Origin of the sequence: Subtercola lobariae (assembly GCF_014640255.1) — a bacterium.
Lineage (GTDB): Bacteria > Actinomycetota > Actinomycetes > Actinomycetales > Microbacteriaceae > Subtercola > Subtercola lobariae.
Window position 1 is genome coordinate 16,970 of the sequence record NZ_BMGP01000006.1, and the last position, 26,547, is coordinate 43,516.

Consider the following 26,547-nt stretch of genomic DNA (forward strand, 5'->3'; position numbering starts at 1 on the left):
ACGTACCACCTCAACAACCCATCGTGAACTGTGAACGTCAAGGAGGACGAAATGACTGAGTCAACCACGGGGAGCACGCAGCTCAGAGACGAACTCGCGCCGAGTTGGATCGACGAGATCACCATCGAGTCTCTCTTGCACCCGCAAGACACCACGACCCGCCTGCGTGAGGAGGCGCCCCTTGCGTGGATACCCGCGCTCGGTACCTGGGCGGCCACGTCGTGGGATCTCTGCAAGGAGATCGCCAACGACACCGAGAACTTCGAGGCCGTGAGCTCGCCGCTCGCGACTCGGGTGTTCGGCGACCCGAATGTCACCAGTGCAGAAGGAGACCTCCACACGCATCTGCGCAACGCCGTGGCGACGCCGGTGAGCGCTCGCGCTATTCGAGGCCAGATCGAGAGCCGTATGCGGCCGACCGCCAAGGGTCTGATCGAGAAGCTGCGCACGCAGGGCGGCACAGCCGAGTTGCTGGTCGACTACTTCGAACCGATCAGCGTACGAAGCGTCGCCGACTCGTACGGGTTCTTCGACGTCGAGACCGACACCCTGCGCCGGTGGTTTCACCAGCTCAAGACCGGCTCGACGAACATGGCCCGAAACCCCGACGGCTCATTCGCGAACCCCGATGGTTTCGCGCTCACCGATGGTGCCCGCGAAGAGATTCGCGAGTATCTCGAGGGCAAGGCCAAAGAAGATACTGAAGACCCGAACAACGTCATTGCCCGGTGGATTCACGCCGAGTCGACCGATGGGCAGACCCGGTCGATCGACGCCTTGGTTCCCTCGATGCTGATCGTGCTGCTCGGCGGGCTGCAGGAGCCGGGCCACGCCCTGGGCAGCACCTTCTTCGGCCTCACGACAAGGCCAGAACAACTGCAGCGAGTGATCGCCGACAAGACCCTGCTGCCCAAAGCGATCTCTGAAGGTCTTCGCTGGATGAGCCCGCTCTATGCAGGGCCTGCCCGTGCCGCAAAGCACGATCTGGTGCTGCAGGGCCAGCAGATTCACAAGGGCGACATCATGCGACTCGTCTATGGCTCTGCCAACCACGACAGCAAGTACTACGAGCACGGCGAGCTCTACGACCTCGATCGGTACGCTCATCCGCACCTCGCGTTCGGTGACGGGCGGCACAGCTGCGTGGGCAGCGCCCTCGGGCCGCAGATCGCACGAGTCGGGCTCGAAGAGCTGTTCGCGGCCTTCCCGAACATCTCGGTTGACCCTGCACGCCCGATCACCTCAGCCGGGTGGCCGTTCCATGGCCCGACGGCACTGAATGTGCTGTTCAACGATGACGCTCGTTAGCCTGAGCCGTTAGGTACGGAAGTTCTCTTTGTCTGCGATATCTCAGAACGTCTCCCGCGAAGCCTCTTCTCTGATGCCTGCCGATGACACCATTCTCTCGATGGTCGTCAGCGGCAGGCGCAGAGACGGCGACGCGTTGGTGGTGACACTTCGGCCAGTGGATGATCGGCCCCTGCCCCCTTGGGAACCAGGCGCTCATATCGACGTGCTCATTACGCCGGAGATCACCCGCCAATACTCATTGTGCGGTCACCCCGCAGATTCTGCGACCTGGCAGATCGCTGTCAAGCACCAGCCGCCGCCACGCGGGCGCGGCGGCTCAGATCACGTTCACGCCAATTGGGAGGTCGGTACGCGGGTAGAAGTGCGAGAACCGCGAAACAACTTTCCGGTGCGTGACGCCGATGACTACCTCTTCATTGCAGGCGGAATAGGCATTACGGCCCTCAAGCCGATGATCGACTCCGTAGAGGCAGCGGGTAAAAAGTGGAGCCTCGCCTACTGCGGCCGTTCGCTCTCAACGATGGCTCTGCGTGATGAACTCGCCGAGTACGGCGACCGCGTTCGATTCTTCCCTTCAGACGAACAGAGCCGAGTAGACCTCGGCGAGCTGCTCGACACTCCCGTCGAAGGCAGACTGGTCTACTTCTGCGGCCCCGAGTCGCTTCTCGAAGCGGTTCAAGAGCGAAGCGCGGCCTGGCCGCCCGGCACACTCCAGTTCGAGCGGTTCACACCTCAGACCCACACGCTCGATGAAGATGCGGTGTCATTCGAAATCGAGCTCGCAGAGAGTGGGCTGAGCCTCACCGTGCCTCCGCACAAGACTATTCTCGAGGTGCTGGAAGAGAACGGCGTGACCCTGCTGTCTTCCTGCCGTGCAGGCGTGTGCGGAACCTGCGAAACGACCGTTCTCGAAGGCATTCCAGACCACCGCGATTCGGTATTGACCGACGAAGAGCGAGCCTCCAACGAAACCATGATGGTGTGCGTCTCACGCTGCATCGGGCGACGACTCGTACTCGACATCTGATTGCACCGCGACGGCGCACATGCATCAGTCGGGGCCGGCTAGTGCGGCGCGAGAGCGACGGCCGCGAAACGACGCCCGATGAGGTTGTGGGCTGCCGTGTCGGGGTGCAGCGCGTCGGGTAGCGGGAGAGTTGCGGCGTCGTCACTGCCGTAGAGGGCGAGCCCGTCGAGGTAGTGCAGGTTCCGATCATCCACTCGCCGCTCGACAACGGCGCTGAGCGCGTCACGAATGACTTCGAGGGTGAGGCGGCCCTGCGCGGTGTCTGCGGGGGTGCCGGTTGCCATGAAGCGCACCTGCGTGGTGCCGAGGGTGGCAGGGTCGAGGGCGCCGGGCCCGGGAGTGTTCTCGTGAATGCCGGCGAAGATCGGCGAGATGAGATAGAGAGGCGTGTCGGGGTGGCCGTCGCGAATGGTGTCGAGAAAGCCGTGCACCGCGGGTACGAACGACCGGAGCCTCATGGCATCGAAATTGACGACGTTGATTCCGAGCTTCACGCTGATGATGTCGGCCGGCGCGTCTCGAATCACGCGTGCCATAAACGGGTCGACCATCGCGCTGCCGCCGAAACCGAGGTTCGTCAACCGCACAGTGCCGGCCGTGCGCGCGGCGACGACGGGCCAGATCTCGGTGGGTGCGAGCGCGTTGGAGCCGTGACTGATGGAGCTGCCGTGGTGCAGCCACAGCGGGGCAGCCGAGGGCGGGGTCAGCGCGGGCGCATCGGTGCGCAGCTCGATCAGTTCGACCGATTCGTTGTGCGGCAGCCACATTTCGATGGCCTTCATGCCGGGTGCAAGTGCGGCAACCACGGTGGTGTGATCTGGGCCCTCATGCACCGAAGATGAACCCGCCTGCAGGTCGATTTCGGTGTAGTCGCCGCCCGAGAGCTCGTCGCGGGTGTGCAGCACACCGTCGACCAGCACGTCGACACGGCCGCGCGGGCGGTCGGTACCGCTATAGACCACGCGATTGGTGTGCGTGACGAGCTCGATCTGGGTAGCAGTCGTCGAGAATTCAAGTCGCACGCCGGAGGGCTGAGCCTCGACGGCGAGCAGCTGCGGGTCAGGAAACTGCTGACGAACCCAGCCGGGCAGCCGGTGCAGCGCCACCCCGCGCGCCGTCTCTTCGAGCTCGGCGACTCCCTGCACGAGTTCGGTAGTGAATGGTGTCGAGATCATACTGATGTTCCTTCGGTCGGCCACGATGTGAGTGCACGGTTTACCGCACACCCGCTGCCAGACGACGTTGTGATGACGAAAGGCTAGCTCGCTCGACCCTCCGGGCGCAGCAAACGCTGCTATACCGCTGCCCGGGGCTGACTGAGTTCTGCTCTGACGACTTCGGCTCCTACCGCGAGGGCGACCATCTTGTCTTGTGCAACCCGTCGGGGCAACGGCGCCATGCCGCAGTTCGTACTCGGATACAGCTTGTCTGCATCGACGAACTCGAGCGCGCTCCGCAGGGTGGCGGCTACTTCTTCAGGGGTCTCGATCGTATGGCTGGCGACGTCAATGGCCCCGAGCATGACCTTCTTGCCTCGGATGAGCTCAATCAACTCGAGGGGAACGTGAGAGTTCTGGCACTCCAATGAGACGATGTCGATTGTCGACTTCTGCAGCAGAGGGAACGATTCCTCGTACTGGCGCCAGTCAGACCCGAGCGTTGCCTTCCAGTCGGTGTTGGCTTTGATGCCATAGCCGTAACAAATATGCACGGCGGTTTCACTACCCAGACCCTCTGCCGCCCGCTCCAGAGCCGCCACCCCCCACTCCTTCATTTCATCGAAGAAGACATTGAATGAAGGCTCGTCGAACTGAATGATGTCGACGCCAGCCGCTACGAGTTCTTTGGCCTCTTCATTGAGAATCTTCGCGAACTCCCAGGCGAGTTTTTCGCGACTCTTGTAGTGCCCGTCGTACAGCGTGTCGATCATCGTCATGGGGCCGGGCAGAGCCCACTTGATGGGTTGATCGGTTTGCTGGCGCAGAAACTTCGCGTCTTCCACGAAAACGGGTCGGTCGCGAGTCACCGCACCCACGACGGTCGGCACGCTCGCGTCGTAACGATCGCGAATGCGTACCGTCTCTCGTTTTTCGAAGTCGACGCCGCTCAGGTGTTCGATGAACGTCGTGACGAAATGTTGACGAGTCTGTTCGCCGTCGCTGACGATATCGATGCCGCTGAGTCGCTGTTCATGGGTTGCTAGGCCGAGCGCATCCTTCTTGGCCTCGATCAATTCGTCGCCGTGCAACTTCCAGGGCGACCAGAGTTGCTCCGGCTGCGCGAGCCAAGAGGGCTTCGGCAGACTGCCGACGATCGAGGTCGGTAACTGGTGGTTCATGCTGGCTGATTCTCCGCGTTTTGTCGGGTTGGCAGGGGGTAGTTCGCAGCCCATCGCTCGAGCACGTCATGAAACGGGTTCATGAAGCGTTCTTCGGCGAGCTTGCCTTGGATGATCGCCAGCTGGCCGCGCTCTTCGCGATCGTAGGCAACTGAGACCGGCGAATAGTCTGGATTCTCCAGCTTCGGTCGATAGACCTCTGGGGCCGGAGAATGGGCGTTGTAGATCTCTGGGCGGTAAATCTTCTGGAACGCTTCCATCGTGCTGATGAGACCGATGAGCTCCAGATCGGAGTAGTCGCTGGTCAGATCGCCGACGAAGTAGAACGCGAACGGCGCGACGCTTCCCGGCGGCATGAAATACCGCACGTTCAGCCCCATCTTTGCGAAGTAGTGGTCGGTCAACGAGCGCGCATCCTGGTCATACTCGATGCCCAGCACCGGGTGGCGATTGCCCGTGCGACGGTACGTTTCTTTGCTCGACACGCTGATGCAGATCACGGGCGGCTTCTCGAAGCGCTCGACGTAGGCATCTGAGTCGAGGAAATGCCTGAACAGCTTGCCGTGCAGGTCTCCGAAGTCCCGTGGAACGGCAAGCCCAGATGCACTTGCGCTGTGCTTTGGCAACACCACGCTGAAATCGTAATCGCGAACGTACGACGAGAAGTTGTTTCCGACTATCCCGTGAACACGCTTGCCCGTTTGATGGTCGACGATGTGGGTATCCAGAATCTCGATCAGCGGAAATGCTTCATAAGCGCCGTCTGACGGCAGGTGCAGGTCGATAGAAACGATCTCGAGCTCGACCGAGTAGCGATCCCGTTTCGGATTGTCAGAAGACGCGAGGTCGTTGAAGCGATCGTCGATCATCGCCAACGTGGTGCGAAGATTCTGCTGGCGATCGTCGCCTCGGGCGAGGTTCGCGAAGTTCGTCGTGCTTCGGGAACTGTTCGACGGGGAGTAATCTTCGTCGAAGTGCGTGGTGGTGATACCAAACGTGAATTCGTTCGTCATGTTATGCGATGCCTTCTCTGAGAGATTCAAGAGTAGGCACGATCGACGGCTATAGCACCATCGAGACTCAAGATAAGTTGCTATAGGCGTTGCCTATGCCAACAGTTCGACCCCGAAGTCGGTGACGACATCGCGCAACTGGGCGACGAAACCCTGGGCTTGATCGGTGAGCGGCACAGAGGTGTGCCCGATCCACCCGATCTCGATGCGCTCGTCAACGTCGAGCGGAACCGCGGTGATCGACGGATCGAGATCGTCGGAGATGATGCCGGTGGAGATGGTGTAACCGCCGAGACCGATCATGAGGTTGAAGATGGTGGCCCGATCGCTCACCCGAATGTTCTGCTTCGAGGAACGGGTCGAGAGTATTTCCTCGGCGAAGTAGAACGAGTTGTTGGCCCCTTGGTCGAAGGTCAGCCGCGGCAGGTTCTCCAGGTCGTCAAGAGTTGCGCGCTCGCGCTGGGCAAGCGGGTTCGTGCGCGCGACGAAAATGTGCGGCGCGGCGAGAAAGAGCGGATTGAAGGTGAGGCCCGACTCGCGGAGCAGCTTGTTGATGACGTTTCGATTGAAGTCGTTGCGGTAGAGAACGCCGAGCTCGCTTCGGAGCGTTCGCACGTCTTCGATGATGTCGAACGTGCGAGTCTCACGAAGAGTGAATTCGTACTCCGCCGCGTCTGAGGCGTTCACCATGCGCACGAAAGCATCGACGACGAAGGAGTAGTGCTGCGCGGAGACGGCGAGGAGCCGTCGTGAACGCGGCCGCCCCAGGTAGCGCTGCTCGAGCAGCTCCGCCTGCTCGACGACCTGACGGGCGTAGCCGAGAAACTCTGTGCCGTCTTCGGTGAGGGTGACTCCGCGTGCGGAACGGGTGAAGAGTGCGCGACCGACGCGCGCCTCGAGGTCTTTCATCGCGGCAGACATGGTCGGCTGCGACACGTAACTGAGGTCGGCGGCTGCGGTGATGGAGCCTTCTACGGCAACCTCAACGAAGTACTTGAGCTGCAGCAGGGTGATGCCATTCGTCGTTCCGACGCCGCCACGTGCCATAGCCTCAGGCTATCGCAGTAGCTATCCAGAGCGAGTCACCTTCATCAAACCAAGAAAACCCCCGGCAGGCGGGGGTTTTCGGTGGTGCGCCCGGAGGGATTCGAACCCCCGGCCTTCTGATCCGTAGTCAGACGCTCTATCCAGCTGAGCTACGGGCGCAAAGTGTGTAAGACACGCTTTTCACACAAGGGAAAACACTACCATGTCTCACGAAGGGGCGTCGACACGGCAGTGCGACCGAGCCGGCACCCCTGAATCGAGCATCTACTGTGCGGCGTATCCACCATCGACCAGGTGGTAGCTGCCCGAGATGAACGAGGCGGCATCGCTCGCCAAGAAGGCGACCAGAGCGGCGACCTCGTCGGGTTGACCGAGGCGACCGAGCGCGTGTTTCGCGGCCAAGTACGCCTTCGCGTCTGCGTCGAGGTTCGCGTCGATGAGGGGCGTCTGGATGAACCCGGGGCCAACAGCGTTCGTGCGCACGTTCTGCGCGCCGTACTCGAGCGCCGCGTTCTTCGTGAGGCCGATCAGCCGTGCTTGGCCGTGACGTAAGCCGACGACGATGCGATGCCCACGCTGCCGAGCACCGACGCCATGTTGATGATCGAGGTCACCCGCGCGGTGCTGCAGCACGTCGAGGAGCATGCGGCGATCTACCGCTTCGGGCTGAGCGAAGCCAGCGGAGCGAACAGCTTGCATGCGATGCTGGCGGGGCACTTCGAAGCATCCATTCGGCTGTTGGTCGACCAGCACACCCTGACGATCGCCGACGACGGTGCGCAGCCTGACCCGGGGCTGGCCGATTTCGCCGCGCGGTACATCTCGAACGGAACCGTGGGCGTCATCACGGGGTGGCTCAGCGAAGACGAGCCGCGAAGCATAGACGCGGTGCTTCACGCGTATGGGCGGCTGCTGCCGAGGTGGTGGCCGCTGACCGAATAGCGGCGTGAGCGACGAGTGACCCACGATGGGGTTGACCGACACGGTACGAGCGGGCGGGCGGCTGCGTGCCAGTTCGAGCGCGCGCTGCCTGGTTCGCCGATGCGCTCCGAGCGGGCGCTGCGGCCGTAAAGTGTGGGTATGAACGAGCGGTCAACCGGGCGAACGGCACCTGGCCGAGCGCTGCGGGTTGTCGCGATCGTCGTGGTGACGGCTGTGGTCTGCCTGATCACGGGCAGCTACTCGGCGATCGAGCGGCAAGCGGTCGAGGGCGGCATCGACAACGCGACCGAGGCAGCGTTTTACGTGCTGCCGAATCCGATCGTTGCGGGCGCACCAGGTCAGCTCGTGCGCTCTGAGCGGGTGCTCGGGGCGCCGAACGGAGCCGAGGCGTGGCGGGTGCTCTACCACTCCACAGATGTGCTCGGCCACGACATTCTTGTTTCTGGGGTCGTGTTGGCGCCGACGGGGCCGGCCCCTGCTAATGGGCGCACCATTGTGTCGTGGGGGCATCCCACCACCGGTGCCGCACAGCAGTGCGCACCCTCGCTCAACGTCGAGCCGCCTTCGCTTTCGGGGCTGATCGATCCGTTCGGCGTCGAGGGCCTCGGGCAGCTGCTCGCGGCGGGATACGTCGTGGCGGCGACCGACTACCCCGGCATGGGCGCGGCCGGCCCCGACTCGTACCTGATCGGCACGACCGAGGGCAACAGCGTGCTCGACGCTGCGCGGGCCGCTCGCCAGATTCCGCAGACGGCGGCGAACGACAAACTGCTGCTGTGGGGGCATTCGCAGGGTGGCCACGCTGCGCTTTTCGCTGCTCAGGATGCCCGCAGCTACGCCCCCGAACTGAACCTGCTCGGCGTGGCCGTCGCTGCGCCCGCCACGCAGCTGGGCAGCCTGTTGAAGGCAGACATCGGCGACGTATCGGGAGTCAGCATCGGCTCCTACGCCTTTACCGCGTACGCGAACGTGTACGGGCCGTCGACTCCGGGAGCGACGCTCTCGTCAATTCTGACGCCGGCCGGGGTGGCGGCGACGCCCTCGATGTACGACCTCTGTCTGCTCTCGCAGAACAAGCAGTTGCACGCCATCGCGACGCCGCTGATCGGCAACTACCTCGCCGCCGACCCGACGACGACCGCGCCGTGGGCGTCGCTGCTTGCGGCAAACACTCCGGGTGAAACGGGGCTGACCGTGCCGCTTTACGTCGCCCAAGGCGACATCGACACGCTGGTTCGCCCGCAAGACACCGTGGAGTTCGCTCAGCACGAGTGCACGCTCGGCACCCAGGTGACGTACGTGAGCGTCGCAAAGACGGGGCACGGGCTGGTGGCGTTTCGGGCGCTCGACACCGTGCTGCCGTGGTTCGCCCACCTCGACACGGGCGCGCCACTGCCGGCCGCGCTCACCGCGGCGCCGTCCCCCTGCTAGAGCACTGATGTGGCCCGCGGAGGTAGCTCCGCCGCGCGCCGTTCAGGGTGCTGTTGCGCAACGCGAACGACGGATGCGTGCGGGAAGGGAGCCGAAAGCGCGGGAATTTCCGCGCGTCAGGCCGCGGCTGCGTCGAGGGGTGGGGTGTAGGGGAGGCCGAGCGCGGCGGCGACGTGGGCGTTGGTCACGGCCCCGGCATGGATGTTCAGGCCTGAGGCGAGGGCACGATCATCCTGAACCGCCCGCTGCCAACCCTTGTCGGCGAGCGTCAGCACGTACGGCAAGGTCGCGTTGGTGAGCGCAGTCGTCGAGGTCTCGGGCACGGCGCCCGGCATGTTGGCGACGCAGTAGAAGATGCTGTTGTGCACCTCGAAGATGGGGTCGTCGTGGGTGGTGGGGTGCGACCCCTCGAAGCATCCGCCCTGGTCGATGGCGATGTCGACGAGCACTGACCCGGGCTTCATGTCGGCGACCATGGCGTCGGTCACGAGCTTTGGCGCAGCGGCACCGGGAATGAGTACCGAGCCGATGACGAGGTCGGCATCCCGAAGCTGGGCGGCGATTTCGTAGGCGCTCGACGCACGGGTCTGGATGCGCCCGCCGAACTGCACCTCGAGTTGCCGAAGGCGGGGCAGCGAAAGGTCGATCACCGTGACGTCGGCGCCCATGCCGAGCGCGTTCGCTGCGGCGTGCTCGCCCGCAACGCCGCCGCCGATGACGACGACTTTGGCCTTGGGGGTTCCGGGTACGCCGCCGAGCAGGATGCCTCGGCCGCCCGCCGCGCTCATCAAGTGGTACCCGCCGACCTGCGCCGAGAGCCGGCCCGCGACCTCGCTCATCGGCGAGAGCAGCGGCAGGCTGCGGTTCTCGAGCTGCACGGTTTCGTAGGCGATGGCGGTGGTGCCCGACGCGATGAGGGCATCGGTGCACTCGCGGGAGGCGGCGAGGTGCAGGTAGGTGAAGAGCACCTGGCCGGGGCGCATGCGGTGGTATTCGGGTGCGATCGGCTCTTTTACTTTGAGCAGCAGGTCGGCTTCGGCCCAGACCTGGTCGGCGGTGGGCAGAATGCGCGCGCCGGCGGCCGTGAAGTCTTCATCGGTGATGCGCGAGCCGAGGCCTGCGCCTTCTTGCACGACAACGCTGTGACCGCGCCTGACCAGCTCGTGAACGCCGGCGGGAGTTGCGGCGACGCGCTTCTCGTTGTTCTTGACCTCGGTGGGAATGCCTATCAGCATTGCTGTCTCCGTCTTCGTCTTCGTTGCGCCATCGTTGCTCGCACGCGATAGGTCAATTCTGCGAAATGCTCGTTTCATGCAGATTAATTCGGTGGATATTGCGTGATACTGGCTTCTAGGGCAGCGATTCTTCGGCGAAGGGCGTCAGGGGCCATGGTTAGTTCGAACAATCCACGGGCATCCATTGGCCGCGACTCTGTGCCTCGGCCGAATTCGGTGACGCCACTCGATGAGGTCGACACGAAACTCGTCGCGCTCTTGCGGGTGAACGGGCGGATGCCCAACAGTCGTCTGGCCGAGCTGGTGGGTATTGCGCAGTCGACGTGCATCTCGCGGGTGCGGTCGCTCGAAGATCGCGGGGTCATTACGGCGTACACGGCGCGCATCTCGCCCGCGGCGCTGGGGCTGAGCCTGCAGGCGCTGATCAGTGTGAGCATCAAGTCGGGTGCCCGGCACGGCATTCAGGCGTTCAGCGATGAAATTCGGGGGCTGCCCGAGGTGGTGGAGCTGTTCTTTCTGGGCGGGGCCGAAGACTTCGTTATTCACGTGGCTACCCGCGACAGCGACCATTTGCGTGAGTTCGTGGTGTCGAACCTGTCGGCGCATCTGTCGGTGGCGTCGACACGCACGAGCATCGTGTTCGAGCACGTCGTCAACTGAGGTGCCGCGCGGCCTTGGCCAGAAGGTGAGGTTCAGAAGTCGTCGACGGTGATGGATGCCCGGGCCGCCGTCGGCTCGATGAGGGCGGCGTTTGCGCCGTCAACCTCGTCGGCCCAGTGGCGCGCCTCGGCGAGGGTGCGCCCGAACTGCTGGTGTCGGGCCACGAGCCGCCGCGAACGTTCCGCGGCGGGGGTCGCGCAGAACCAGGTTTCGGCGAAGAGCGGGCGGGCGAGTGACCAGGGTGGGTCGTCGACGAGCAAGTAATTGCCCTTGGTGACGACGAGGCGGGCATCCGGAGCCACCGCGATCTGCCCGGCAACAGGCTCGTCGATGGTGCGGTCGAAACCGGGGGCGTAGACGGTGTGGTCGCGCTCGGCGGCGAGGCGGCGGAGCATGGCGACGTACCCCCAGCCGTCGAAGGTGTCGATGGCGCCTTTGCGGGCGCGGCGGCCGAGCGCGTCGAGCGCGGAGTTGGCGAGGTGAAAGCCGTCCATGGGCAGGTGAACGGCCGTGCAGATGCCCGCGAGCTCGTTCACGCGATCGACCACCGCCGTGGCGAGCGTGGTCTTGCCTGAGCCGGGGCTTCCGGCGATGCCGAGCACGACGCGCGTTTCGGTATCGGATGCCCGGCAGAGCCCGAGGGCACGCTGAGCCAAGTCGTCGAGCTGCACGCTGCCCAGCCTACGGGGGCGGCCTGCGACTGCGACTGCGGGCTAAGGCTGTGACTCCGGCTGCGACTGCGCGCTGCGACTGCGGGCTCCGACTGCGGGTTCCGGCTACGGGCCACGGCTACGGGCTCCGGCTCCGACTGCGGATTCCGACTCCGGGCTACGGCTACGGCTACGGCTACGGCTACGGCTACGGCTACGGCTACGGCTACGGCTACGGCTACGGCTACGGCATGATCGATGGATGGCTTCCTCTTATACGCAGGTGCTCGTGCTCGACTTCGACGGAACCGTCTGCCTCGGCGACGCACCCGTGTTCGCGTACGCGCGGCTGCTCGACGAGGCCCTCGTAGCTCGCGAAGCCACCTCGAGCGGGCGACCGTCGGTACGGGAAAGCGTCGAACGGTTTCTGACGCGGGCCGAGCGCGGGTCGGGCGAAGCGGCTGGGCCGAGCAGTGAGCCAAAGATGGGTGGCGCGGCCGAGACGAGTGAAACGCCCGGGCAGCACGATGCGCCCGCGCTGAACGACGCGCTCGAGGTCATCGCGAACAGCGTCGACGGGTACGAGGCCGCCGAGCGGCTGGCGCGCTCACGCGGAATCACCGACGAACAGCTGAGCGTCGCCTACACCGGCAGCCGCGAAGAGTTGGCGAGCGGCTCACTTGAGACCACTGCGCCCGACGGTCTGGCAGACCTGCTTGGGGGCCTGCCAGAGCGGACCCAGATCGTGCTGGTCACGAACGCGCCCGAAGCCGGCGTCACGCAACAATTGCGCACGCTCGGCCTCGCCGAATGCTTCGACGAAGTGGTGACGTCGGCACGCAAACCGGCGGGAATGTCGGGCATCATCGAGCGGCTTCTGGCCCAGAATGGGCTCGCTGAGCATCCTGACCGCCTGCTCAGCGTCGGAGACATCTGGCGCAACGACCTCGCCCCGGCGGCGGCGTTCGGGTGCGCGACTGCGCTGATCGAGCGACTTGAGGCACCGGATGCCCGGCCCACGTATCGGGCCCCACGCATCGAGCTGCTCTACCCCGACATAGAGGCTTGGGCGCGCGCGGCCGGCTAGGCCGCAGCAGCCTCGGCGGGTCGCCGACGACGCCGTGACCTCAGTGCGCGGCCGACCACGCCGCCACCTCGGCACGCAGCTCGGCCTTGCGCGCCGCCGACGCAAAAGAGGCCGCCACCGAGTTCATGGCGAGCGCCGCCATCGCCGCGTCGTTGAACCCGAAGGTGTCTTGCACCGTGATGTAGTTGTCGCCCACGTAACCGCCGAAATACGAGGGGTCGTCTGAGTTGATGGTGACGAGAAGGCCTGCCTCGAGCATCCGGGGCAGTGGATGCTCGGCCATCGTCTCTACCCCTTTCAGCCGCACGGTCGAAAGCGGGCACACCGTGAGCGGAACCTGACTGGCGCGCAACCGCTCCACGAGGGCGGGGTTCTGCAGGCTGCGGATTCCGTGGTCGATGCGTTCGCACTTCAGCGCGTCGAGCGAACCTTCGACGAACTCGGGGCCGGCCTCCTCGCCCGCGTGGGCGACGCAGTGCAGGCCGAGGGCACGAGCCCGGGCATAGACGAGTTCGAAGATCTCGGGCGGGTAGCCGATTTCGGTGGAGTCGAGGCCCACGCCGATGATGTCGCCGGCCGCGGCCCTGTCGGCAACCGACTCGAGCGTGGCGAACGCCGACTCGACGGGCAGGTTGCGCATGAAGCACATGATGAGGCCGCCAGTGATGCCGAACTCCTCGAAGGCGTCGTCGAGGGCGCGTTTCAGCCCGTCGATAACGGTGTCGATGGGCACACCCCGCTCGGTGTGAGCTTGCGGGTCGAAGAACATCTCGATGTGCCGGAGCCCCTGCGAGTGCGCCTTGCGGAGGTACGCCGCAGTCAGATCGTAGAAATCTTGTTCTTCGCGAAGCACCGCGCTGCAGGCGTAGTACAGATCGAGAAACGACTGCAGGTCGGTGAACTGCAGCCGCGAGCGCAGGTCGTCGACGCTCTCGTAGGGCAACTCGAGCCCGTTGCGTTCGGCGAGCGCGAACACCATCTCAGGCTCGAGGGTGCCCTCGATGTGCAGGTGCAGCTCGGCTTTGGGCAGGTCGTAAAGCGGGTGCGTCATACGATCATTGTGGCTCACCTTCGCTTCGAATCTCACGGGGCTAGCTAATAATCGTGAACAATAGCATTATCACTTAACCGACTAAGTGATAAAATCAAAGCTGGCGATTATTACGTTACGAAAGGTTGCAGAATGGACAAGACGCGACCTTCGGCAGGCCGGTCGTGGCCCGCCACAGAGGCTGAGCACGAAGTCTGGGTCAGTAAGAGTGCGACCTGGGGAGTTCAGGCGACCGTCGCAGTGCCTCGCGAAATAAATTACACGTCGAGCATCCCACCCTTCATCGCTGAGCGAGAACTTCGACTGTCATCGGCCTCCGCAGCGATGGCTGAAGAGGCCAGCAATGAGCTGATTCGATTCGACGAGTCGCTCAACGGCGAGATCGCCCCGTTCGCACCATTGCTGTTGCGCTCTGAGGCGGCGGCATCCTCTCGAATCGAGAACCTGACAGCGAGCGCCCGCGCCGTCTTGACCGCGGAGCTCGCCAATCGATCGGGCGGGAACGCAGCACGCAAGAACGCGGAGATCATCGTCGCCAATACGCGGGCGATGCAGGCGGCACTCGACCTCTCTGACGACCTGACCTCTCACTCAGTACTCGGAATGCACCGGGAGCTGATGACCGGCGACGCTCATCACCAAGGCGGCTCGTGGCGCGAAGAAGCCGTGTGGATCGGCACGAGCTCACTCAGCCCTGTCGGCGCACTGTTCGTTGCCCCGAACTTTCGACGGGTGCCCCGGCTAGTCGACGATCTCATGATCTTCGCGCGGCGCGGTGATCTCCCGCGGCTCGCTCAAACAGCGGTGGCACACGCTCAATTCGAAACAATTCACCCATTCACCGATGGAAATGGTCGCACGGGGCGAGCGCTGATGCAAGCGATGATGCGGGCGAAACAGCTGACTCACAACGTGACAGTTCCGGTTTCGGCAGGTCTTCTCGCAAACACGAACGGTTACCACCAAGCGCTGATGCAGTACCGGGAGGGCGATATCGATACGATCGTGACGCTCACGGCCGAGTCGTCGTTTCTCGCCATCACCAACGCCAAAGAGTTGGTGATAGACATTCGGGGCATTCAAGCCAGCTGGCGCGAACAGATAAAAGCGCGCGCAGATTCAGGCGTTTGGGCACTTCTCGACCTGCTCGCCAGGCAGCCGGTCGTCACCGCTGATTCCGCCGCGCAAACCCTCGGCCTGAATCCGACTAACATCTACCGGCTTCTGAACCAGCTCGAGCAGAATGGCGTGCTCAAGAAAAAGCCCGAGTACCGATCTTCGGTGTTCTGGCGTAGCGACGAGATTCTCGCTGCGCTCGACAGGTTCGCCGAGCGCTCGGGCCGGCGCGGGTAGCAGTTGGGCGGCTAAGAGCCGGTGAAGAGGCCCGCGGGGCCGTCGGGAGAGGTGGCCGAGACGGAGGCCAGGTAGGCCGAACGGCGGGCGAAGAGGCCCGGAACGACGGAACGGGCATCCTGAATCAGGGAGCCCAGGTCGGCGGTCACGAGCTGACCGTTCTGCACGAGGATGCGGCCGTCGACCATGGTCAGGTCGACATCACTGCCGCGAACGGCGTGCACGAGGTTGTGGTGCAGGTTCGCGTAGGGGCCTTCGCCGATCAAAGGAGTCATGCGCGGAGTGTCGGTGCGCACCGCGATGAGGTCGGCCTGCTTGCCCGGCTCGAGCGAGCCGATCGACGCGTCGAGGCCGAGCGCGCGGGCGCCACCCATGGTCGCCATCTGCAGAACCTGCCAGCTGTCCATGGCCGCAGCATCCATTTTTCGCAGCTTGCCGAGCAGCGAGGCGACCTTCATCTCTTCGAACATGTCGAGGTTGTTGTTCTCCTTTTCGCCGTCGGTGCCGAGGCCTACGGCGACTCCGGCAGCCAGGTACTCGGCGACGGGAGCCATGCCGCTCGCGAGTTTCATGTTGCTGACGGGGTTGTGCGAGACACCCACTCGGCGCGCCGCGATCAGCTCCACCTCGTCCGCGTCGAGCCACACGGCGTGCGCGATCATGGCGCGCGGAACATCGAAGAACCCCAGCTTCTCGAGCGCGAACATGGGCCGTGCGCCGTAGCGCGCCTCGAACTCTGCCACCTCTACTTCGCTCTCGCTGCAATGCGTGTAGAACCCGGCGTTGTATTTGTTGGCGAGCGCGATCGCCCGCTGCTGGCCGGCTTCGTCGGCGTAGAACGGATGCTCGAGCCCCACCCACGGGTAGATGCGGCCCCCGGCGCCGCCGCCCGCCGCGCCGCCCGGTCTGCCGCCGTACTGCTCGAGCATGGCCTCGTTGTCGTCGAGGGTGTCGAAGTAGTCGTAGTCGGGGTGGGCTCCGACATAGTTAACGGTCACGAGGCGGTTACCCAGAGCATCCGCTGCCCGTGCACTGCCCTGCATGAAGCGCCACATGTCGACGACGGTCGTTGTTCCGCTGAGCAGGCCTTCTGCGTAGCAGAGCCAGGAGGCGGCCTCGGCCTCGTCGGGGCGCAGTACGCGGTGCATCGGGTCGATGTGCAGGCGCAACCACTCCCACACCGGTAGATGTTCGGCAGTGCCGCGAAGCACCCCTGAGTGGTGATGCGCGTTGACCAGCCCCGGCATCAGCAGCCGCCCGGGCAGCGCGGTCATTTCGGCGTGCGGGTAGTCGGCGAGAATCGCGGATGCCGCACCGACGGCCTCGATCTGAGTGCCCCTGACCACGACAGCCCCGTCGGCGATTACGTCGAGTGCGCCATTCATGGTGACCACGAAGTCGGCGGGCAGCACGCGATCGCCCGACTGCGGCTCAGGGCGCGCGGTTGCGTCGGTCGCGCTCATTGGGCCAACACCCACGCGTCGAACGAAAAACCCGGCGAGACGACGCAACTGACAAGAGTTTCGCCGTCGCTCGGCACGGTGCGCTGCCAGACGCCGGCCGGCACGATGACTTGTGGATGCTCGATAGCCCCCTGGCCGCCACCACGCTCGCCGTTACCGCCACCGAGCGTCACGATCTTGACGTTTTCACCCGAGAACGCAGGAGCACTACCGCTCCCCCCGAGCTGGAGCATCACGGGGTCGGGGCCGTGCCACAGCCAGATCTCGTCGAAGTCCACCCGATGCCATGCCGATGCCTCGCCCGGAGGCGGCAAGAAGTAGATCAACGTGGCCGCGGGGCGGCCGACGCCGTCGACCGTCGTCACCGCGGATGACGCCCAAGTTCGGTGGTACCAGCCACCCTCGGGGTGCGGCTCGAGACCCAAGGCGGCGGCGCGGGGCGGCACCTCGAGCCACTCGATCACCTCGCCGTCGACAGTTCGGCGCGCAACTCGCTCAGGCTCCGGATGCTCGATCTCCACTACTCCGAGACCATCGCCGAGGCGGGCGTAGTAGCAGCCGGGCGCGAAACCTTGAAGCGGGTGCCGGGGTGATCCGGGGAGAGGTGCGGGCCCGGGCGCCCGAGCATCTGCTCGCGCAGAGTGCCCGTGCCGGGTTCGGCGGGCATCCGGCCGCGGCGGCGCAGCTCGGGTACGACCAGGCGCGCGAAGTCTTCGAGGTCGCCGGGCGCGAAGATGGGCTCGAGCAAGAACCCGTCGAGATCGGTGGCGTCGATGAGGCGCTCCAACTCGTCGGCCACCTCTGTGGTGCTGCCGGTCAGCTGCAGCCCGCGCGTACCTCGGCCGCTCAACTGGTCGAGAATCTCACGCACCGTCGGGGGCGTGCTGCCGTCTTTCGGAACGAACCGGTCTATGTTGCTCTGACCCATCTGCCCGATGGGGCCACCGGCATCCAGAATCTGAGTAAGGTCTCGGGTGGGATCGAGCGAAAGCAGGTCGATGCCCGTGTTGCCCGCGTAGAGCACCGCCACCACCTCGTCGGTCTGCAGATCGTCGAACTCTGCCCGCAAAGCCACCGCCTTGTCGTGCGTTGGCGCCACCGTCACCGTCAGCCCCACCATGATCTTCAGCGAGTTCGGGTCGCGCCCCCACTCGGCCGCCTTCGCGCGAATGTCGGCGACGTTGAAGGCCGTCTGCTCCACCGTGGTGCCCTGCACGAACACGCACTCGGCGTTGCGCGCGGCGTAGGCGCGCCCGCGGGCCGACGTTCCGGCCTGAAAGAGAACGGGGGTTCGCTGCGGCGACGGGTCGACCGTGAAGTACCCCGACGACCGAAAGTGTTCACCCACGAACTCGTGCCGATGCAGCTTGTCGCGGTGGGCCAGAATCTGCGCCTCTTTGTCGGCGACGAACGCATCGTCTTCCCACGAGCCCTCCCAGAGCGTCATGGCGAGGTCGAGGTATTCGTCGGCCTGGTCGTACCGCGCGTCGTGGGCGTTCATGGTCTCGTGCCCGAAGAGCTCGGCGACCGTGTTCTGCGAGGCGCCGGTGACGATGTTCCAGCCCACCCGGCCGCCCGTGAGGTGGTCGAGCGTAGCGAACCGGCGAGCAGTCTGCACCGGATGATCGAGACCGGTCGAGCTCGTCACCACAAACCCCAGGCGTTCGGTCTCGTGCGCCAGGGCTGAGATCATCATCGCCGGGTCCATCGAGGGAAAGTTGATGCCTCCCCTGGCCGCCATCTCGGGCAGGTCGCCACCGATCGACGGAAAGCCGAAGCCGTCGGCGAAGAACAGAAAATCGAAGCCGGCGCCATCGAGCAGCTGGGCGATGTGAATCCAGTGGTCGAGTTCGTGAAAGCGCGCCGATTCGGCGAGTGGATGCGGCCAGCTCAACGTGCCACCGACCTGCGGCCCGGCAACCTCGAACACGCCCAAATGAATCTGCTTCATGGTGTCAGTGAACCAAATGGTTCACACGACTGTCTAGCGGAGAAACACAGTGTTTACACGGGGGGCGTTTCTGTAACCTGCCCGTGCTTTTACGCCGCTCGCGCGACCTTTGCGGTCGAGAGCGACCGCCCCACATGGCTCATCTCGTCTGGAGGTGTCGCTCTGGCGGCGCACCGAGCTCAGGGATCGACGGAAGTGACCCGAGCGAGGAGAGCGGCGGTCGCGGCGCGCGCCGCGCTGTCGATGACCGCGAGATCACCGCCGCTGAGCAAGGTGGTCTGTAGGCCCCGCCAGAGAGCGACGATTTCGTGCGCGAAGAGTTCGGCTTGAGCATCCACTACCCCCGCCTGCCTGAAGACGGCCGCGACATGCGCCACCCACTCGGTGCCCACCTCGCCGAGGAAGGTCGTGAAACGCTGTCGCTCGAAGCCGGCGAGGCCAAAGATCTCGAAGAAGAGCCGATGGAACGGCAGGTTGGCCGGGTCGGAGATGGTCGCCCAGGCGGAGAAGAGCCGCTCGCTGAGAGGCGCGGTTGATGCGTCGAACGAGGTGATGACGGCCGCCATGCTCGGAAACCTGACTTCGGCCGCGGCGAGCGCAGCCACAATCAGCTCTTCACGGCTGCCGAAATAGTAGAGCAACATGCGGTTGTTCGACCCGACCGCGGTCGCCAGGCCGCGCAGGGTCAGCTGGGTGATTCCGTGTTCGAGCACATAGTCGACGATGCGGTCGAGCAGCAGTTCTCGGCGATCGGCACCGTCATCTTTGTCGGGCAACGCGAGTGTCATGAAACGACGCTAACGGTTCATAGGCTCGTGCGGCGAAGGCAACACCGCCGAAATGCGGCGGTAACAATGGCGAACTAGCGTTTCTCGGATAGCGAACGCGCTCGGACTTTCGGCGCGCGACTCACAGCATTTCGCTGCCACACCCTGCGAACCCGACCGTTTGGAGTTTTCATGAACGCCTTCACCCCTCCCCCTGTTGTGACCAAGCAGTTCGACCGTCGCGGGTTCTTGCGCATCGGTGGCCTCAGCGCGCTGGCCGTCGGTGGCGCCGCCGTTCTGGCAGCCTGCAGCACCGGCTCCACCACCTCGGGCAGCAGCACCGCCGCTGCGTCGGGAGCTGCTTCTGCGGCGCCTGGCAGCCTCGGCACCATCGCCCTGCAGCTTTCCTGGATCAAGAACATCGAGTTCGCCGGTGAGTACTTCGCCACCGAGAAGGGCTACTACACCGACGCAGGCTTCCAGGCAGTGACGCTGCTCGCCGGTGGCGGCCAGACGGGCGCCGAAGAAGCACTGCTCTCGGGCCAGGCGCTCGTCGGCCTGTCGTCACCGTCGATCACCGGCCCCTCGGTGCTGCAGGGCGCGAACTTGAAGATCATCGCCTCGACCTACCAGAAGAACCCGTTCTGTCTGCTGTCGCTGAAAGAGAAGACTCCCATCGCGACGGTCGCCGACCTTAAGGGCAAGAAGATCGGCGTGCAGTCGGGCGGCAACCAGACCATCTTCGAAGGCTTCCTCGCCGCGAACGGCCTCACCGACGCCGACGTGACGCTGGTCACCACGCAGTACGACATCTCGCCACTTGAGACCGGCGCCTACGACGCACACATGTCGTACACGACAAACGAGCCGATTCTGGCCGCGAAAGACGGCTTCACCCCCGTGGTGCTGAGCTTCGCTGACAACGGCCTGCCGTTCGTTGCAGAGACCTTCACGGTGACGCAAGACACCATCGACAAGCAGCGCGACCTCTTGAAGGCGTTTCTCGTCGCCGAGATCAAGGGCTGGACCGACGCGGTGAACAGCCCCACGCAGTCGGCCACCTACGCGGTGACCAAGTACGGTGCAGACCAAGACCTCGATCAGACCGAGCAGACCTCAGAGGCCACCGCTCAGAACGCCCTGATCGTGACCGCCGACACGAACGCGAACGGTCTGTTCACCATGACCGACGATTTGATCGCCGAGAACATCAAGTCGCTCACCGCGATGGGTACCGCCGTGACGGCAGATCAGCTGTTCGACATGAGCCTCATCAAAGAGGTCTACGCCGAGCATCCTGAGCTGATTGTGCCGTTGACTATTCCTACCGCGGCTTCATAACGCACCACCCGTGGCTTCGCGCACCCACGCGCGACCGTGTCGGTGCCGCTTCGGCGGCACCGACACCTCACACGAAAAGAAGTAAGGAACCATGGCCACCTCGTCTCTCAGCGCCGCCGGGTTTGCCACCAGCACCCCCGCAGAAACGCCAGAACTCGCCTCTGGCATCAACATTCAGGGGTTGACGAAGACCTTTTCACTCGGCCGCAAGTCGGTTCAGGCCCTCTCGGCCATCAACCTGGGAACGAAGAAAGACTCGTTCCTGTCACTGCTCGGCCCCTCGGGCTGTGGCAAGTCGACGATTCTGCGCATCATCGCGGGGCTGGAGAAACCGAGCGCCGGCACCGTGGTGGTGAACGGCAAGAACGCCAGCGAGATTCAGCGCGGCCACGAGACCGGCATCGCGTTTCAAGACTCGGCCCTGCTGCCCTGGCGCACGGTCACCAAGAACATTCGCCTGCCGCTCGAAGTGGCGGGCATCACGCCGGCTCCCGGGCTCATCGACGGCCTCATCGACCTCGTTGGCCTGAAGGGCTTCGAGAACGCCAAGCCCGCCCAGCTCTCAGGCGGTATGCGCCAGCGCGTCTCCATCGCCCGCTGCCTCGCGGTGGAGCCGACCATCATGTTGCTCGACGAGCCGTTCGGCGCCCTCGACGACATGACCAGGCAGCGGATGAACGTTGAGCTCCTCCGCATCTGGGGCGAGAAACCCGCAACCACCCTCATGGTCACTCACGGAATCAGTGAGGCCGTGTTCTTGTCTGACGTGGTGGCCGTGATGAGTGCCCGGCCCGGCCGCATCGCCGAAGTCGTGGAGATCAACCTGCCCCGCCCGCGGCTGCCCGAACTCATGCGAACACCCGAGTTTCACGCCTACGTCGACCAGATCTCAGAGATTCTGTTCGGGGCTCACGGAACGGTCGAAGATGACTGATCTGCGAGAGCAAGAAACCGAATACGCCGAAAGCATCGCGCTTGGCGCCGAAGAAGCGACCGGCGCGAACCGCCGATCGTTTCTCGGCTCGTTCAACAAGATGCCGCCGTGGGTGGGTGCGGTCATCGGAATCGTGGTGATTCTGGTCGTCTGGCAGATTGTGGCGGTCACGGCCTTCTCGGTGACCGGCTCGGTGCCCCCGCCGCTCGAAGTGTTTCAGCAGCTGGTGCACGACCTCACTGACAGCGTGTACTGGAACGCCATTGCGGTGACCAGCATGTCTGCGCTCTGGGGGTTCATCTGGGGCAACCTGATTGCGTTCTTCTTGGCGTTCATCGTGCTGCTGATTCCGTGGTTCGAAGGGCTGAGTACTCAGCTCGCGGTGGTGTGCTCGTGCATCCCGTTGACCGCCATCGCGCCCATCGTGACGCTGTTGTCGCCGGCCGGCAGCCGCACGACGTCGATCTTCTTGGCAGCGCTCAGCGTCATCTTCACCACCGTGATCGGCACGCTGCTCGGGTTACGAGCCGCGAGCGAGACCCAGCTCGATGTGGTGAAGGCGTACGGCGGGTCGAGGTTCACGCAGTTGCGAAAGGTTCGCCTCATTGCGGCTGTTCCGAGCATCCTCGCCGCCTTGAAGCTTGCTGCGCCGGCCGCGTTTCTGGGGGCCGTGCTCGGCGAGTACTTCTTGCTCGGGGTCGACTCGGGAATCGGTATTCAGTTGCTGGCCGCGCAGGCGACGGCTGCCTCGGTGAAGCTGTGGGCGCTCGCGCTCATCTGCGGTGGCATCGCGGGGCTGGCGTACTTCGTCATCGGGCGCATCGGCCGGCTCGTGACGCCGTGGTCGCAGGGTGACGCGCGCGCCGGGGAAGGGTTCTGATGGCAACCGCTGCCCCCGCCCAGGCTCCCATGGTCGCGCGCGCCGCGATGAGTGCGCAGACCGCGAGCACGGTGAAGTACGTGTTCAGGCGCATCGGCACCACCGTGCTGACCATCGCGATTTCGAGCGCGATTCTCGTGCTGCTCTGGAGCCTCGCAATTCAGCTGCTGCACGCGAACCCGTTCATCGCCAAGACGCCGGTCGATGTCTTCAACTTCTTGTTCGTGGATGCTCCCAAGAGCAAAACCACGGCCGCCGAGAATCGCGAGCTCATCTCCGGGCTGCTCTGGGTGACGCTGTTTCACGCGCTGATCGGGTTCATCTTCGGGGTGGGTTCGTCGATCGTCATCTCGATTGCGTTCACGCTGATTCGGCCCATTGAGTTCATGTTCATGCCCATCGCGATGCTGCTGCGCGTTGTGCCGCTGCTCGCCATGGCGCCGGTGATCTTCCTGATCTTCGGCAACGGGCTCGTGACGGCGGCGTTCATCGGCGGAATCGTGGTGTTCTTTCCGCTGCTCGTGAACCTGACGCTCGGGTTTCGCTCGGTGAGTGCGCAATCGGTCGACCTCGTGCGGGTGTACGGCGGCAGTCGCTGGACCATCATGCGCAAGGTCGCGATTCCCACCGCCCTGCCCTACTTCTTCGCGTCGATGCGCATCGCGGTGCCGGGCGCCATCACGGGGGCGATGCTCTACGAGTGGCTGTTCACGTACGAGGGGCTCGGCGCTGCGATCACGACCGCCAAGTCGCAATCGCTCTACAACGAGATCTGGGCGATCGTGGTGGTGATCACTGTGGTGTCGATTCTGCTGTACACCGTGGCGACGTTCGTCGAGACGGCGGTGCTCGCCAAGTGGGGGCCGAACGCGGGCAAGGCTGCGGGCAAGTGAGGCCGCGCGGCGGTGTTCCTCGCGCATGGGTTGCATGCGTGGGCGACGGATGCCCGGGGCCGAGGTCGGCGCGCGCTGTGACACCCGCGCCAGAGGTCAAGCCCAGCGCCGCATAAGTACTTCTTCGCTCGCCGGCGCCGCCGGGCATCCGTCGCCACAGGGTTCGTTTCGTGGCGCAGCATTCACCAAACGCAAGAAAGAGTGAGTGATGTCGCAGATCATCGACAAAGCTGAGGCCGGCCAGAATGCCCGGCAGTACCACATCGACGTTGCGCCGGGCGAGGTCGGAACGGTGGCGCTGCTGCCGGGCGACCCGTTTCGGGTGCCGCTGATCGCAGAGTTGCTGACCGACGTGACCGACGTGGCGCACAACCGCGAGCACCGCACCATGACGGGGTTCTACAAGGGCAAGCTCATCACGGCGACCTCTACGGGCATGGGATGCCCGTCGACGGCCATAGCGGTCGAAGAACTCGCTCGGGTCGGGGTCACCTCGTTCATTCGCGTGGGGTCGTCGGCCGGCCTGCAGCCTGGAGTCAACCCGGGCGACCTGCTGGTGAGCGAGGGAACGTTGCGCAACGACGGAACGACCGCCGCGTATGCGCACCCCGGGTTTCCGGCGGTGCCCGACCTCGAGCTGACACTCGCCCTTCGTGCCGCCGCCCTTGCGCTGCCCGGCGCGGGCACCGACTACCACGTACTATCGGGCATCAACGCTTCAGACGACGCGTTCTACGCCGAGACGCCCGCCTGGATAGCCGAACTCAACTCGCTCGGAATTCTGAACGTCGAGATGGAGAGCTCGGCCCTCTACGTGGTGTCGCGGTTGCGCGGTCTGCGTGCCGGCATGATCTGCGCCTGCTCGTCGAACCTCGTCGACGGCACGAGCCTCTACGACCACGATGCCGGGGCCCTCAAGCGCGGCTGGCAGAACTCCATCATCGCCGCGCTCGACGCGGCCGTGGCCCTCGACCTATGACCGCGCCCACCCCCGCCCCCACCCCGAACCCCCGCTCATCCCGCGCCATCGGTTTGACGCAAAGGGCCGCTATGAGCGCGTATTCCGCGCTTTTGCGTCGAATGGATGAGGTGGGCCAGAGATGAACATCATCACGCGGCGGGTGATCGTCGACACCGATACGGGCATCGACGACGCACTCGCGCTGCTGTACTTGGCGGCGCAAGCCGAGGTTGAGCTCGTGGGAGTGACCGCGGTGTACGGTAATTGCGTCATCGACGACTCGGTGCGCAACATCTGGTACGTGCTCGGGCTCGCCGGGCGCGGCACCACGCCGATCGCGCGCGGGGCCGCAGCGCCGCTGAAAGCTGACCCGCACATCGCGCACTACGTGCACGGCTACGACGGGCTGGGCGACGTGCTGAGCGTGGATGACCGGCCGATGCCCAGCGCACCCACGCTTCTGACGCAGACCGCTGCAGAGTTTCTCGTCGACGAGGCCCGCGCGCATCCGGGCGAAATCGAACTGCTGACGCTAGGGCCACTCACGAACGTGGCGCTGGCGCTGCAACTCGAGCCGACACTGCTGACGCTCTTCCGCTCGATCACCATCATGGGCGGCAGCGGCCCGTTCCCCGCGCCTGGCATAAGCGACATGTTCGACGCGAACATTCAGAACGATGCGGATGCGGCCCGGCTGGTCTTCGCCGCTCCCGCGAACCGGCGGCTGATGGTGGGAGTGAACGCCACCGCACAGGCCATCACGGACGAGCAAGACCTGGTGGCGCTGCACCGCTCGGGCACTCTGACCGGGGAGTTCGCGGCGAGCATCCTGGAGTCGTATCTCGACTTCTATCGGCTCGCCTGGGGTCGTCGCGTGAGCCCCGTGCACGATGGACTCGCGGCGGCGCTGATGCTGCACCCCGAGTGGATCGCCGCGAGTGTCACCGGCCCCGCGAACGTGACGCACGACGGGTTCACCACTCGCGGGCGCATCATGCAGACCGCCGAGGGGCGGGCCGTGCCGTGGCCCATCGAGCCGGTGGGCGATACCATCGCGGTGACGGCGGTTCACCCTTCGTTCGTGCCCGCATTCATCGAATCACTGATCAGAGGAGGTGCGCTGTGACCGACAGTGCAACAGAAACGACGTCAACCACGATCGCAGCAGCAGATTCGACGCGCGACCTGGCGAAGCTGCCCAAAGGCCACCTGCACCTGCACATGGAGGCGGCTATTCGCGCCGAAACCCTGACCGCCATGTGCGTCGCGGCCGGCATCGAAATCGAGCTGCCCGATCTCACGCAGACCTACAGCGACTTCTCGGCGTTCAGCGCGACCTACCGCAGCATGCTCGCCGTGCTGGTAGAGCCAGAGAATCTCTTTCGTTTGATCGACGAATCTGTCGAAGACGCCGCACGCGAGGGTGTGGTCTACGTGGAGTTCGGCGCCAGCCCGCACTTCTACATCGACACGTTCGGCCCGGTCGAGCGGGCGCTGCAGATCATGATCGACACGTGTGCCGAGGCCGGGGCGAAGTGGGGTGTCGAGATCGGGCTGATGATCACCATCGACCGCACCGAGAGCGTGGAGGTGGCAAACGCCTACGCCGCGGTGGCTGCTGCTTTCGCCGGTCGGGGTGTCGTGTCGTTGGGGCTCGCGAACGACGAGCGCGGGCATCCGGCAGAAGACTTCGAAGAGGCGTTCACCATTGGCCGGGCCGCCGGGTTGCTCTCGACGCCGCACGCCGGTGAACTCGCCGGGCCGGAGCAGGTGTGGAAGGCCGTCGAAGTGCTGGGAGCGAACCGCATTCTGCACGGGGTCACGAGCGTCGAAGACCCTGCGCTGATGGCGCGGCTCGCCGCCGACGGCGTCTGCCTCGACGTGTGCCCCACCTCGAATCTGCTGCTGTCGGTAGTCGGCGAAATCGATGCCCACCCGCTTAGAGTGCTGCTCGATGCGGGGGTGCGCTGCTCGATCAACGCCGACGACCCGGTGCTGTTCGGGCCGAACATCCTCTCAGAATACGAACTCTGTCGCTCGGTGCTGGGGCTGACGGATGCTCAGCTCGCCGCCTGCGCCTGGAGCTCCATCGAGTGCGGCGGTGGCTCCGCCGAGCTCAAGGCGCGCTCGAAGCTCGCCATCGAGGAGTGGCTCGCGAGCTGAGCGCGGCGCGGCATTCTTGCGCGAATCGCGGGCTCGAGACAAGCCCCAC

At 64.8% G+C, this 26,547-nt stretch carries 25 protein-coding genes, 1 tRNA gene and 1 pseudogene; 14 read left to right on the top strand and 13 right to left on the bottom strand.

What is annotated here, in order from left to right; genetic code table 11:
* Positions 1-51 precede the first annotated feature (51 nt).
* The gene (locus IEX24_RS15225; protein ID WP_188679740.1) at positions 52-1,308 is read left to right on the top strand and encodes a cytochrome P450; all 1,257 of its coding nucleotides are present in this window, start codon (positions 52-54) and stop codon (positions 1,306-1,308) included.
* 73 nt (positions 1,309-1,381) lie between these two features.
* Positions 1,382-2,338 (top strand): PDR/VanB family oxidoreductase, encoded by a 957-nt coding sequence (locus IEX24_RS15230; RefSeq protein WP_188679742.1) that lies wholly within the window; start codon positions 1,382-1,384, stop codon positions 2,336-2,338.
* A 38-nt stretch (positions 2,339-2,376) separates the two neighbouring features.
* Here IEX24_RS15230 and IEX24_RS15235 read toward each other — a convergent pair whose 3' ends face one another.
* The 6 genes and pseudogenes from IEX24_RS15235 to IEX24_RS15260 all read right to left on the bottom strand — a co-directional run.
* The gene (locus IEX24_RS15235; RefSeq protein WP_188679744.1) at positions 2,377-3,513 is read right to left on the bottom strand and encodes a GDSL-type esterase/lipase family protein; all 1,137 of its coding nucleotides are present in this window, start codon (positions 3,511-3,513) and stop codon (positions 2,377-2,379) included.
* A 119-nt stretch (positions 3,514-3,632) separates the two neighbouring features.
* Positions 3,633-4,676, bottom strand: coding sequence for a methionine synthase (locus IEX24_RS15240; protein WP_188679746.1), 1,044 nt, complete (start codon positions 4,674-4,676; stop codon positions 3,633-3,635).
* Positions 4,673-5,689, bottom strand: coding sequence for a putative oxygenase MesX (locus IEX24_RS15245; protein ID WP_188679748.1), 1,017 nt, complete (start codon positions 5,687-5,689; stop codon positions 4,673-4,675). Before IEX24_RS15245 ends, IEX24_RS15240 begins: the two co-directional genes overlap by 4 nt.
* Positions 5,690-5,782: 93 nt before the next feature.
* Positions 5,783-6,736, bottom strand: coding sequence for a LysR family transcriptional regulator (locus tag IEX24_RS15250; RefSeq protein WP_188679750.1), 954 nt, complete (start codon positions 6,734-6,736; stop codon positions 5,783-5,785).
* Positions 6,737-6,818: 82 nt separating this feature from the next.
* Positions 6,819-6,895, bottom strand: a tRNA-Arg gene (locus IEX24_RS15255).
* 105 nt (positions 6,896-7,000) lie between these two features.
* Positions 7,001-7,344, bottom strand: a pseudogene (locus IEX24_RS15260) (SDR family NAD(P)-dependent oxidoreductase); the annotation flags it as partial.
* On the opposite strand from IEX24_RS15260, the gene IEX24_RS15265 reads away from it, so the two are divergent.
* Both IEX24_RS15265 and IEX24_RS15270 read left to right on the top strand, forming a co-directional pair.
* Entirely contained in the window at positions 7,337-7,678 is a 342-nt protein-coding gene (locus IEX24_RS15265) for a TetR-like C-terminal domain-containing protein (protein WP_188679752.1), read from the top strand. The pseudogene IEX24_RS15260 and the gene IEX24_RS15265 overlap by 8 nt on opposite strands.
* A 138-nt stretch (positions 7,679-7,816) precedes the next feature.
* Positions 7,817-9,109 carry an alpha/beta fold hydrolase gene (locus IEX24_RS15270; RefSeq protein ID WP_188679754.1) on the top strand — a complete coding sequence of 431 codons (1,293 nt, stop codon included), beginning with the start codon at positions 7,817-7,819 and terminating at the stop codon, positions 9,107-9,109.
* A 116-nt stretch (positions 9,110-9,225) separates the two neighbouring features.
* Here IEX24_RS15270 and ald read toward each other — a convergent pair whose 3' ends face one another.
* Complete coding sequence (ald, locus tag IEX24_RS15275) at positions 9,226-10,344, bottom strand: alanine dehydrogenase (protein ID WP_188679756.1); 1,119 nt, start codon at positions 10,342-10,344, stop codon at positions 9,226-9,228.
* Positions 10,345-10,497: 153 nt separating this feature from the next.
* On the opposite strand from ald, the gene IEX24_RS15280 reads away from it, so the two are divergent.
* Entirely contained in the window at positions 10,498-11,004 is a 507-nt protein-coding gene (locus tag IEX24_RS15280) for an Lrp/AsnC family transcriptional regulator (protein WP_188679763.1), read from the top strand.
* Between the two features lie 32 nt (positions 11,005-11,036).
* Here IEX24_RS15280 and IEX24_RS15285 read toward each other — a convergent pair whose 3' ends face one another.
* Complete coding sequence (locus tag IEX24_RS15285; RefSeq protein ID WP_203586048.1) at positions 11,037-11,675, bottom strand: nucleoside/nucleotide kinase family protein; 639 nt, start codon at positions 11,673-11,675, stop codon at positions 11,037-11,039.
* 241 nt (positions 11,676-11,916) lie between these two features.
* Here IEX24_RS15285 and IEX24_RS15290 point away from each other — a divergent pair, with 241 nt between their 5' ends.
* Positions 11,917-12,741 (top strand): HAD family hydrolase, encoded by an 825-nt coding sequence (locus IEX24_RS15290; protein WP_188679765.1) that lies wholly within the window; start codon positions 11,917-11,919, stop codon positions 12,739-12,741.
* Between the two features lie 40 nt (positions 12,742-12,781).
* On the opposite strand, the gene IEX24_RS15295 is transcribed toward IEX24_RS15290, so the two are convergent.
* Positions 12,782-13,792 carry an adenosine deaminase gene (locus IEX24_RS15295; protein WP_188679767.1) on the bottom strand — a complete coding sequence of 337 codons (1,011 nt, stop codon included), beginning with the start codon at positions 13,790-13,792 and terminating at the stop codon, positions 12,782-12,784.
* Between the two features lie 132 nt (positions 13,793-13,924).
* On the opposite strand from IEX24_RS15295, the gene IEX24_RS19660 reads away from it, so the two are divergent.
* Positions 13,925-15,145, top strand: coding sequence for a Fic family protein (locus IEX24_RS19660; RefSeq protein ID WP_188679769.1), 1,221 nt, complete (start codon positions 13,925-13,927; stop codon positions 15,143-15,145).
* 11 nt (positions 15,146-15,156) lie between these two features.
* Here IEX24_RS19660 and IEX24_RS15305 read toward each other — a convergent pair whose 3' ends face one another.
* The 4 genes from IEX24_RS15305 to IEX24_RS15320 form a co-directional block, all read right to left on the bottom strand.
* Positions 15,157-16,608 carry an amidohydrolase family protein gene (locus tag IEX24_RS15305; RefSeq protein ID WP_188679771.1) on the bottom strand — a complete coding sequence of 484 codons (1,452 nt, stop codon included), beginning with the start codon at positions 16,606-16,608 and terminating at the stop codon, positions 15,157-15,159.
* Positions 16,605-17,129: a cupin domain-containing protein gene (locus IEX24_RS15310; RefSeq protein ID WP_229715397.1), complete on the bottom strand. Its 525-nt coding sequence runs from the start codon at positions 17,127-17,129 to the stop codon at positions 16,605-16,607. The genes IEX24_RS15305 and IEX24_RS15310 overlap by 4 nt, the downstream gene beginning before the upstream one ends.
* Positions 17,129-18,559, bottom strand: coding sequence for an NtaA/DmoA family FMN-dependent monooxygenase (locus tag IEX24_RS15315; protein ID WP_188679779.1), 1,431 nt, complete (start codon positions 18,557-18,559; stop codon positions 17,129-17,131). Before IEX24_RS15315 ends, IEX24_RS15310 begins: the two co-directional genes overlap by 1 nt.
* Before the next feature lie 179 nt (positions 18,560-18,738).
* Positions 18,739-19,347 carry a TetR/AcrR family transcriptional regulator gene (locus IEX24_RS15320; RefSeq protein ID WP_188679781.1) on the bottom strand — a complete coding sequence of 203 codons (609 nt, stop codon included), beginning with the start codon at positions 19,345-19,347 and terminating at the stop codon, positions 18,739-18,741.
* Between the two features lie 171 nt (positions 19,348-19,518).
* On the opposite strand from IEX24_RS15320, the gene IEX24_RS15325 reads away from it, so the two are divergent.
* The 7 genes from IEX24_RS15325 to add all read left to right on the top strand — a co-directional run bounded on the left by IEX24_RS15325 (position 19,519) and on the right by add (position 26,498).
* Positions 19,519-20,667 (top strand): ABC transporter substrate-binding protein, encoded by a 1,149-nt coding sequence (locus tag IEX24_RS15325; protein WP_188679783.1) that lies wholly within the window; start codon positions 19,519-19,521, stop codon positions 20,665-20,667.
* 91 nt (positions 20,668-20,758) lie between these two features.
* A complete protein-coding gene (locus IEX24_RS15330; RefSeq protein WP_188679785.1) occupies positions 20,759-21,601 on the top strand; it encodes an ABC transporter ATP-binding protein in 843 nt (280 codons plus the stop codon).
* Positions 21,594-22,481 carry an ABC transporter permease gene (locus tag IEX24_RS15335; protein ID WP_188679787.1) on the top strand — a complete coding sequence of 296 codons (888 nt, stop codon included), beginning with the start codon at positions 21,594-21,596 and terminating at the stop codon, positions 22,479-22,481. The genes IEX24_RS15330 and IEX24_RS15335 overlap by 8 nt, the downstream gene beginning before the upstream one ends.
* A complete protein-coding gene (locus tag IEX24_RS15340) occupies positions 22,481-23,374 on the top strand; it encodes an ABC transporter permease (RefSeq protein WP_188679789.1) in 894 nt (297 codons plus the stop codon). Before IEX24_RS15335 ends, IEX24_RS15340 begins: the two co-directional genes overlap by 1 nt.
* A 208-nt stretch (positions 23,375-23,582) precedes the next feature.
* A complete protein-coding gene (locus IEX24_RS15345) occupies positions 23,583-24,353 on the top strand; it encodes a nucleoside phosphorylase (RefSeq protein WP_188679791.1) in 771 nt (256 codons plus the stop codon).
* A gap of 121 nt (positions 24,354-24,474) precedes the next feature.
* Positions 24,475-25,461, top strand: coding sequence for a nucleoside hydrolase (locus tag IEX24_RS15350; RefSeq protein WP_188679793.1), 987 nt, complete (start codon positions 24,475-24,477; stop codon positions 25,459-25,461).
* Positions 25,458-26,498, top strand: a complete 1,041-nt coding sequence (gene add / locus IEX24_RS15355) for an adenosine deaminase (protein ID WP_203586047.1) — start codon at positions 25,458-25,460, stop codon at positions 26,496-26,498. The genes IEX24_RS15350 and add overlap by 4 nt, the downstream gene beginning before the upstream one ends.
* Positions 26,499-26,547 lie beyond the last annotated feature (49 nt).

Excerpts from the sequence above, each read along its gene's own strand:
- IEX24_RS15225 (WP_188679740.1), top strand. The coding sequence starts at position 52 with ATGACTGAGTCAACCACGGGGAGCACGCAGCTCAGAGACGAACTCGCG.
- IEX24_RS15230 (WP_188679742.1), top strand. The coding sequence starts at position 1,382 with ATGCCTGCCGATGACACCATTCTCTCGATGGTCGTCAGCGGCAGGCGC.
- IEX24_RS15235 (WP_188679744.1), bottom strand. The coding sequence starts at position 3,513 with ATGATCTCGACACCATTCACTACCGAACTCGTGCAGGGAGTCGCCGAG.
- IEX24_RS15240 (WP_188679746.1), bottom strand. The coding sequence starts at position 4,676 with ATGAACCACCAGTTACCGACCTCGATCGTCGGCAGTCTGCCGAAGCCC.
- IEX24_RS15245 (WP_188679748.1), bottom strand. The coding sequence starts at position 5,689 with ATGACGAACGAATTCACGTTTGGTATCACCACCACGCACTTCGACGAA.
- IEX24_RS15250 (WP_188679750.1), bottom strand. The coding sequence starts at position 6,736 with ATGGCACGTGGCGGCGTCGGAACGACGAATGGCATCACCCTGCTGCAG.
- IEX24_RS15265 (WP_188679752.1), top strand. The coding sequence starts at position 7,337 with ATGATCGAGGTCACCCGCGCGGTGCTGCAGCACGTCGAGGAGCATGCG.
- IEX24_RS15270 (WP_188679754.1), top strand. The coding sequence starts at position 7,817 with ATGAACGAGCGGTCAACCGGGCGAACGGCACCTGGCCGAGCGCTGCGG.
- ald (WP_188679756.1), bottom strand. The coding sequence starts at position 10,344 with ATGCTGATAGGCATTCCCACCGAGGTCAAGAACAACGAGAAGCGCGTC.
- IEX24_RS15280 (WP_188679763.1), top strand. The coding sequence starts at position 10,498 with ATGGTTAGTTCGAACAATCCACGGGCATCCATTGGCCGCGACTCTGTG.
- IEX24_RS15290 (WP_188679765.1), top strand. The coding sequence starts at position 11,917 with ATGGCTTCCTCTTATACGCAGGTGCTCGTGCTCGACTTCGACGGAACC.
- IEX24_RS15295 (WP_188679767.1), bottom strand. The coding sequence starts at position 13,792 with ATGACGCACCCGCTTTACGACCTGCCCAAAGCCGAGCTGCACCTGCAC.
- IEX24_RS19660 (WP_188679769.1), top strand. The coding sequence starts at position 13,925 with ATGGACAAGACGCGACCTTCGGCAGGCCGGTCGTGGCCCGCCACAGAG.
- IEX24_RS15305 (WP_188679771.1), bottom strand. The coding sequence starts at position 16,608 with ATGAGCGCGACCGACGCAACCGCGCGCCCTGAGCCGCAGTCGGGCGAT.
- IEX24_RS15315 (WP_188679779.1), bottom strand. The coding sequence starts at position 18,559 with ATGAAGCAGATTCATTTGGGCGTGTTCGAGGTTGCCGGGCCGCAGGTC.
- IEX24_RS15320 (WP_188679781.1), bottom strand. The coding sequence starts at position 19,347 with ATGACACTCGCGTTGCCCGACAAAGATGACGGTGCCGATCGCCGAGAA.
- IEX24_RS15325 (WP_188679783.1), top strand. The coding sequence starts at position 19,519 with ATGAACGCCTTCACCCCTCCCCCTGTTGTGACCAAGCAGTTCGACCGT.
- IEX24_RS15330 (WP_188679785.1), top strand. The coding sequence starts at position 20,759 with ATGGCCACCTCGTCTCTCAGCGCCGCCGGGTTTGCCACCAGCACCCCC.
- IEX24_RS15335 (WP_188679787.1), top strand. The coding sequence starts at position 21,594 with ATGACTGATCTGCGAGAGCAAGAAACCGAATACGCCGAAAGCATCGCG.
- IEX24_RS15340 (WP_188679789.1), top strand. The coding sequence starts at position 22,481 with ATGGCAACCGCTGCCCCCGCCCAGGCTCCCATGGTCGCGCGCGCCGCG.
- IEX24_RS15345 (WP_188679791.1), top strand. The coding sequence starts at position 23,583 with ATGTCGCAGATCATCGACAAAGCTGAGGCCGGCCAGAATGCCCGGCAG.
- IEX24_RS15350 (WP_188679793.1), top strand. The coding sequence starts at position 24,475 with ATGAACATCATCACGCGGCGGGTGATCGTCGACACCGATACGGGCATC.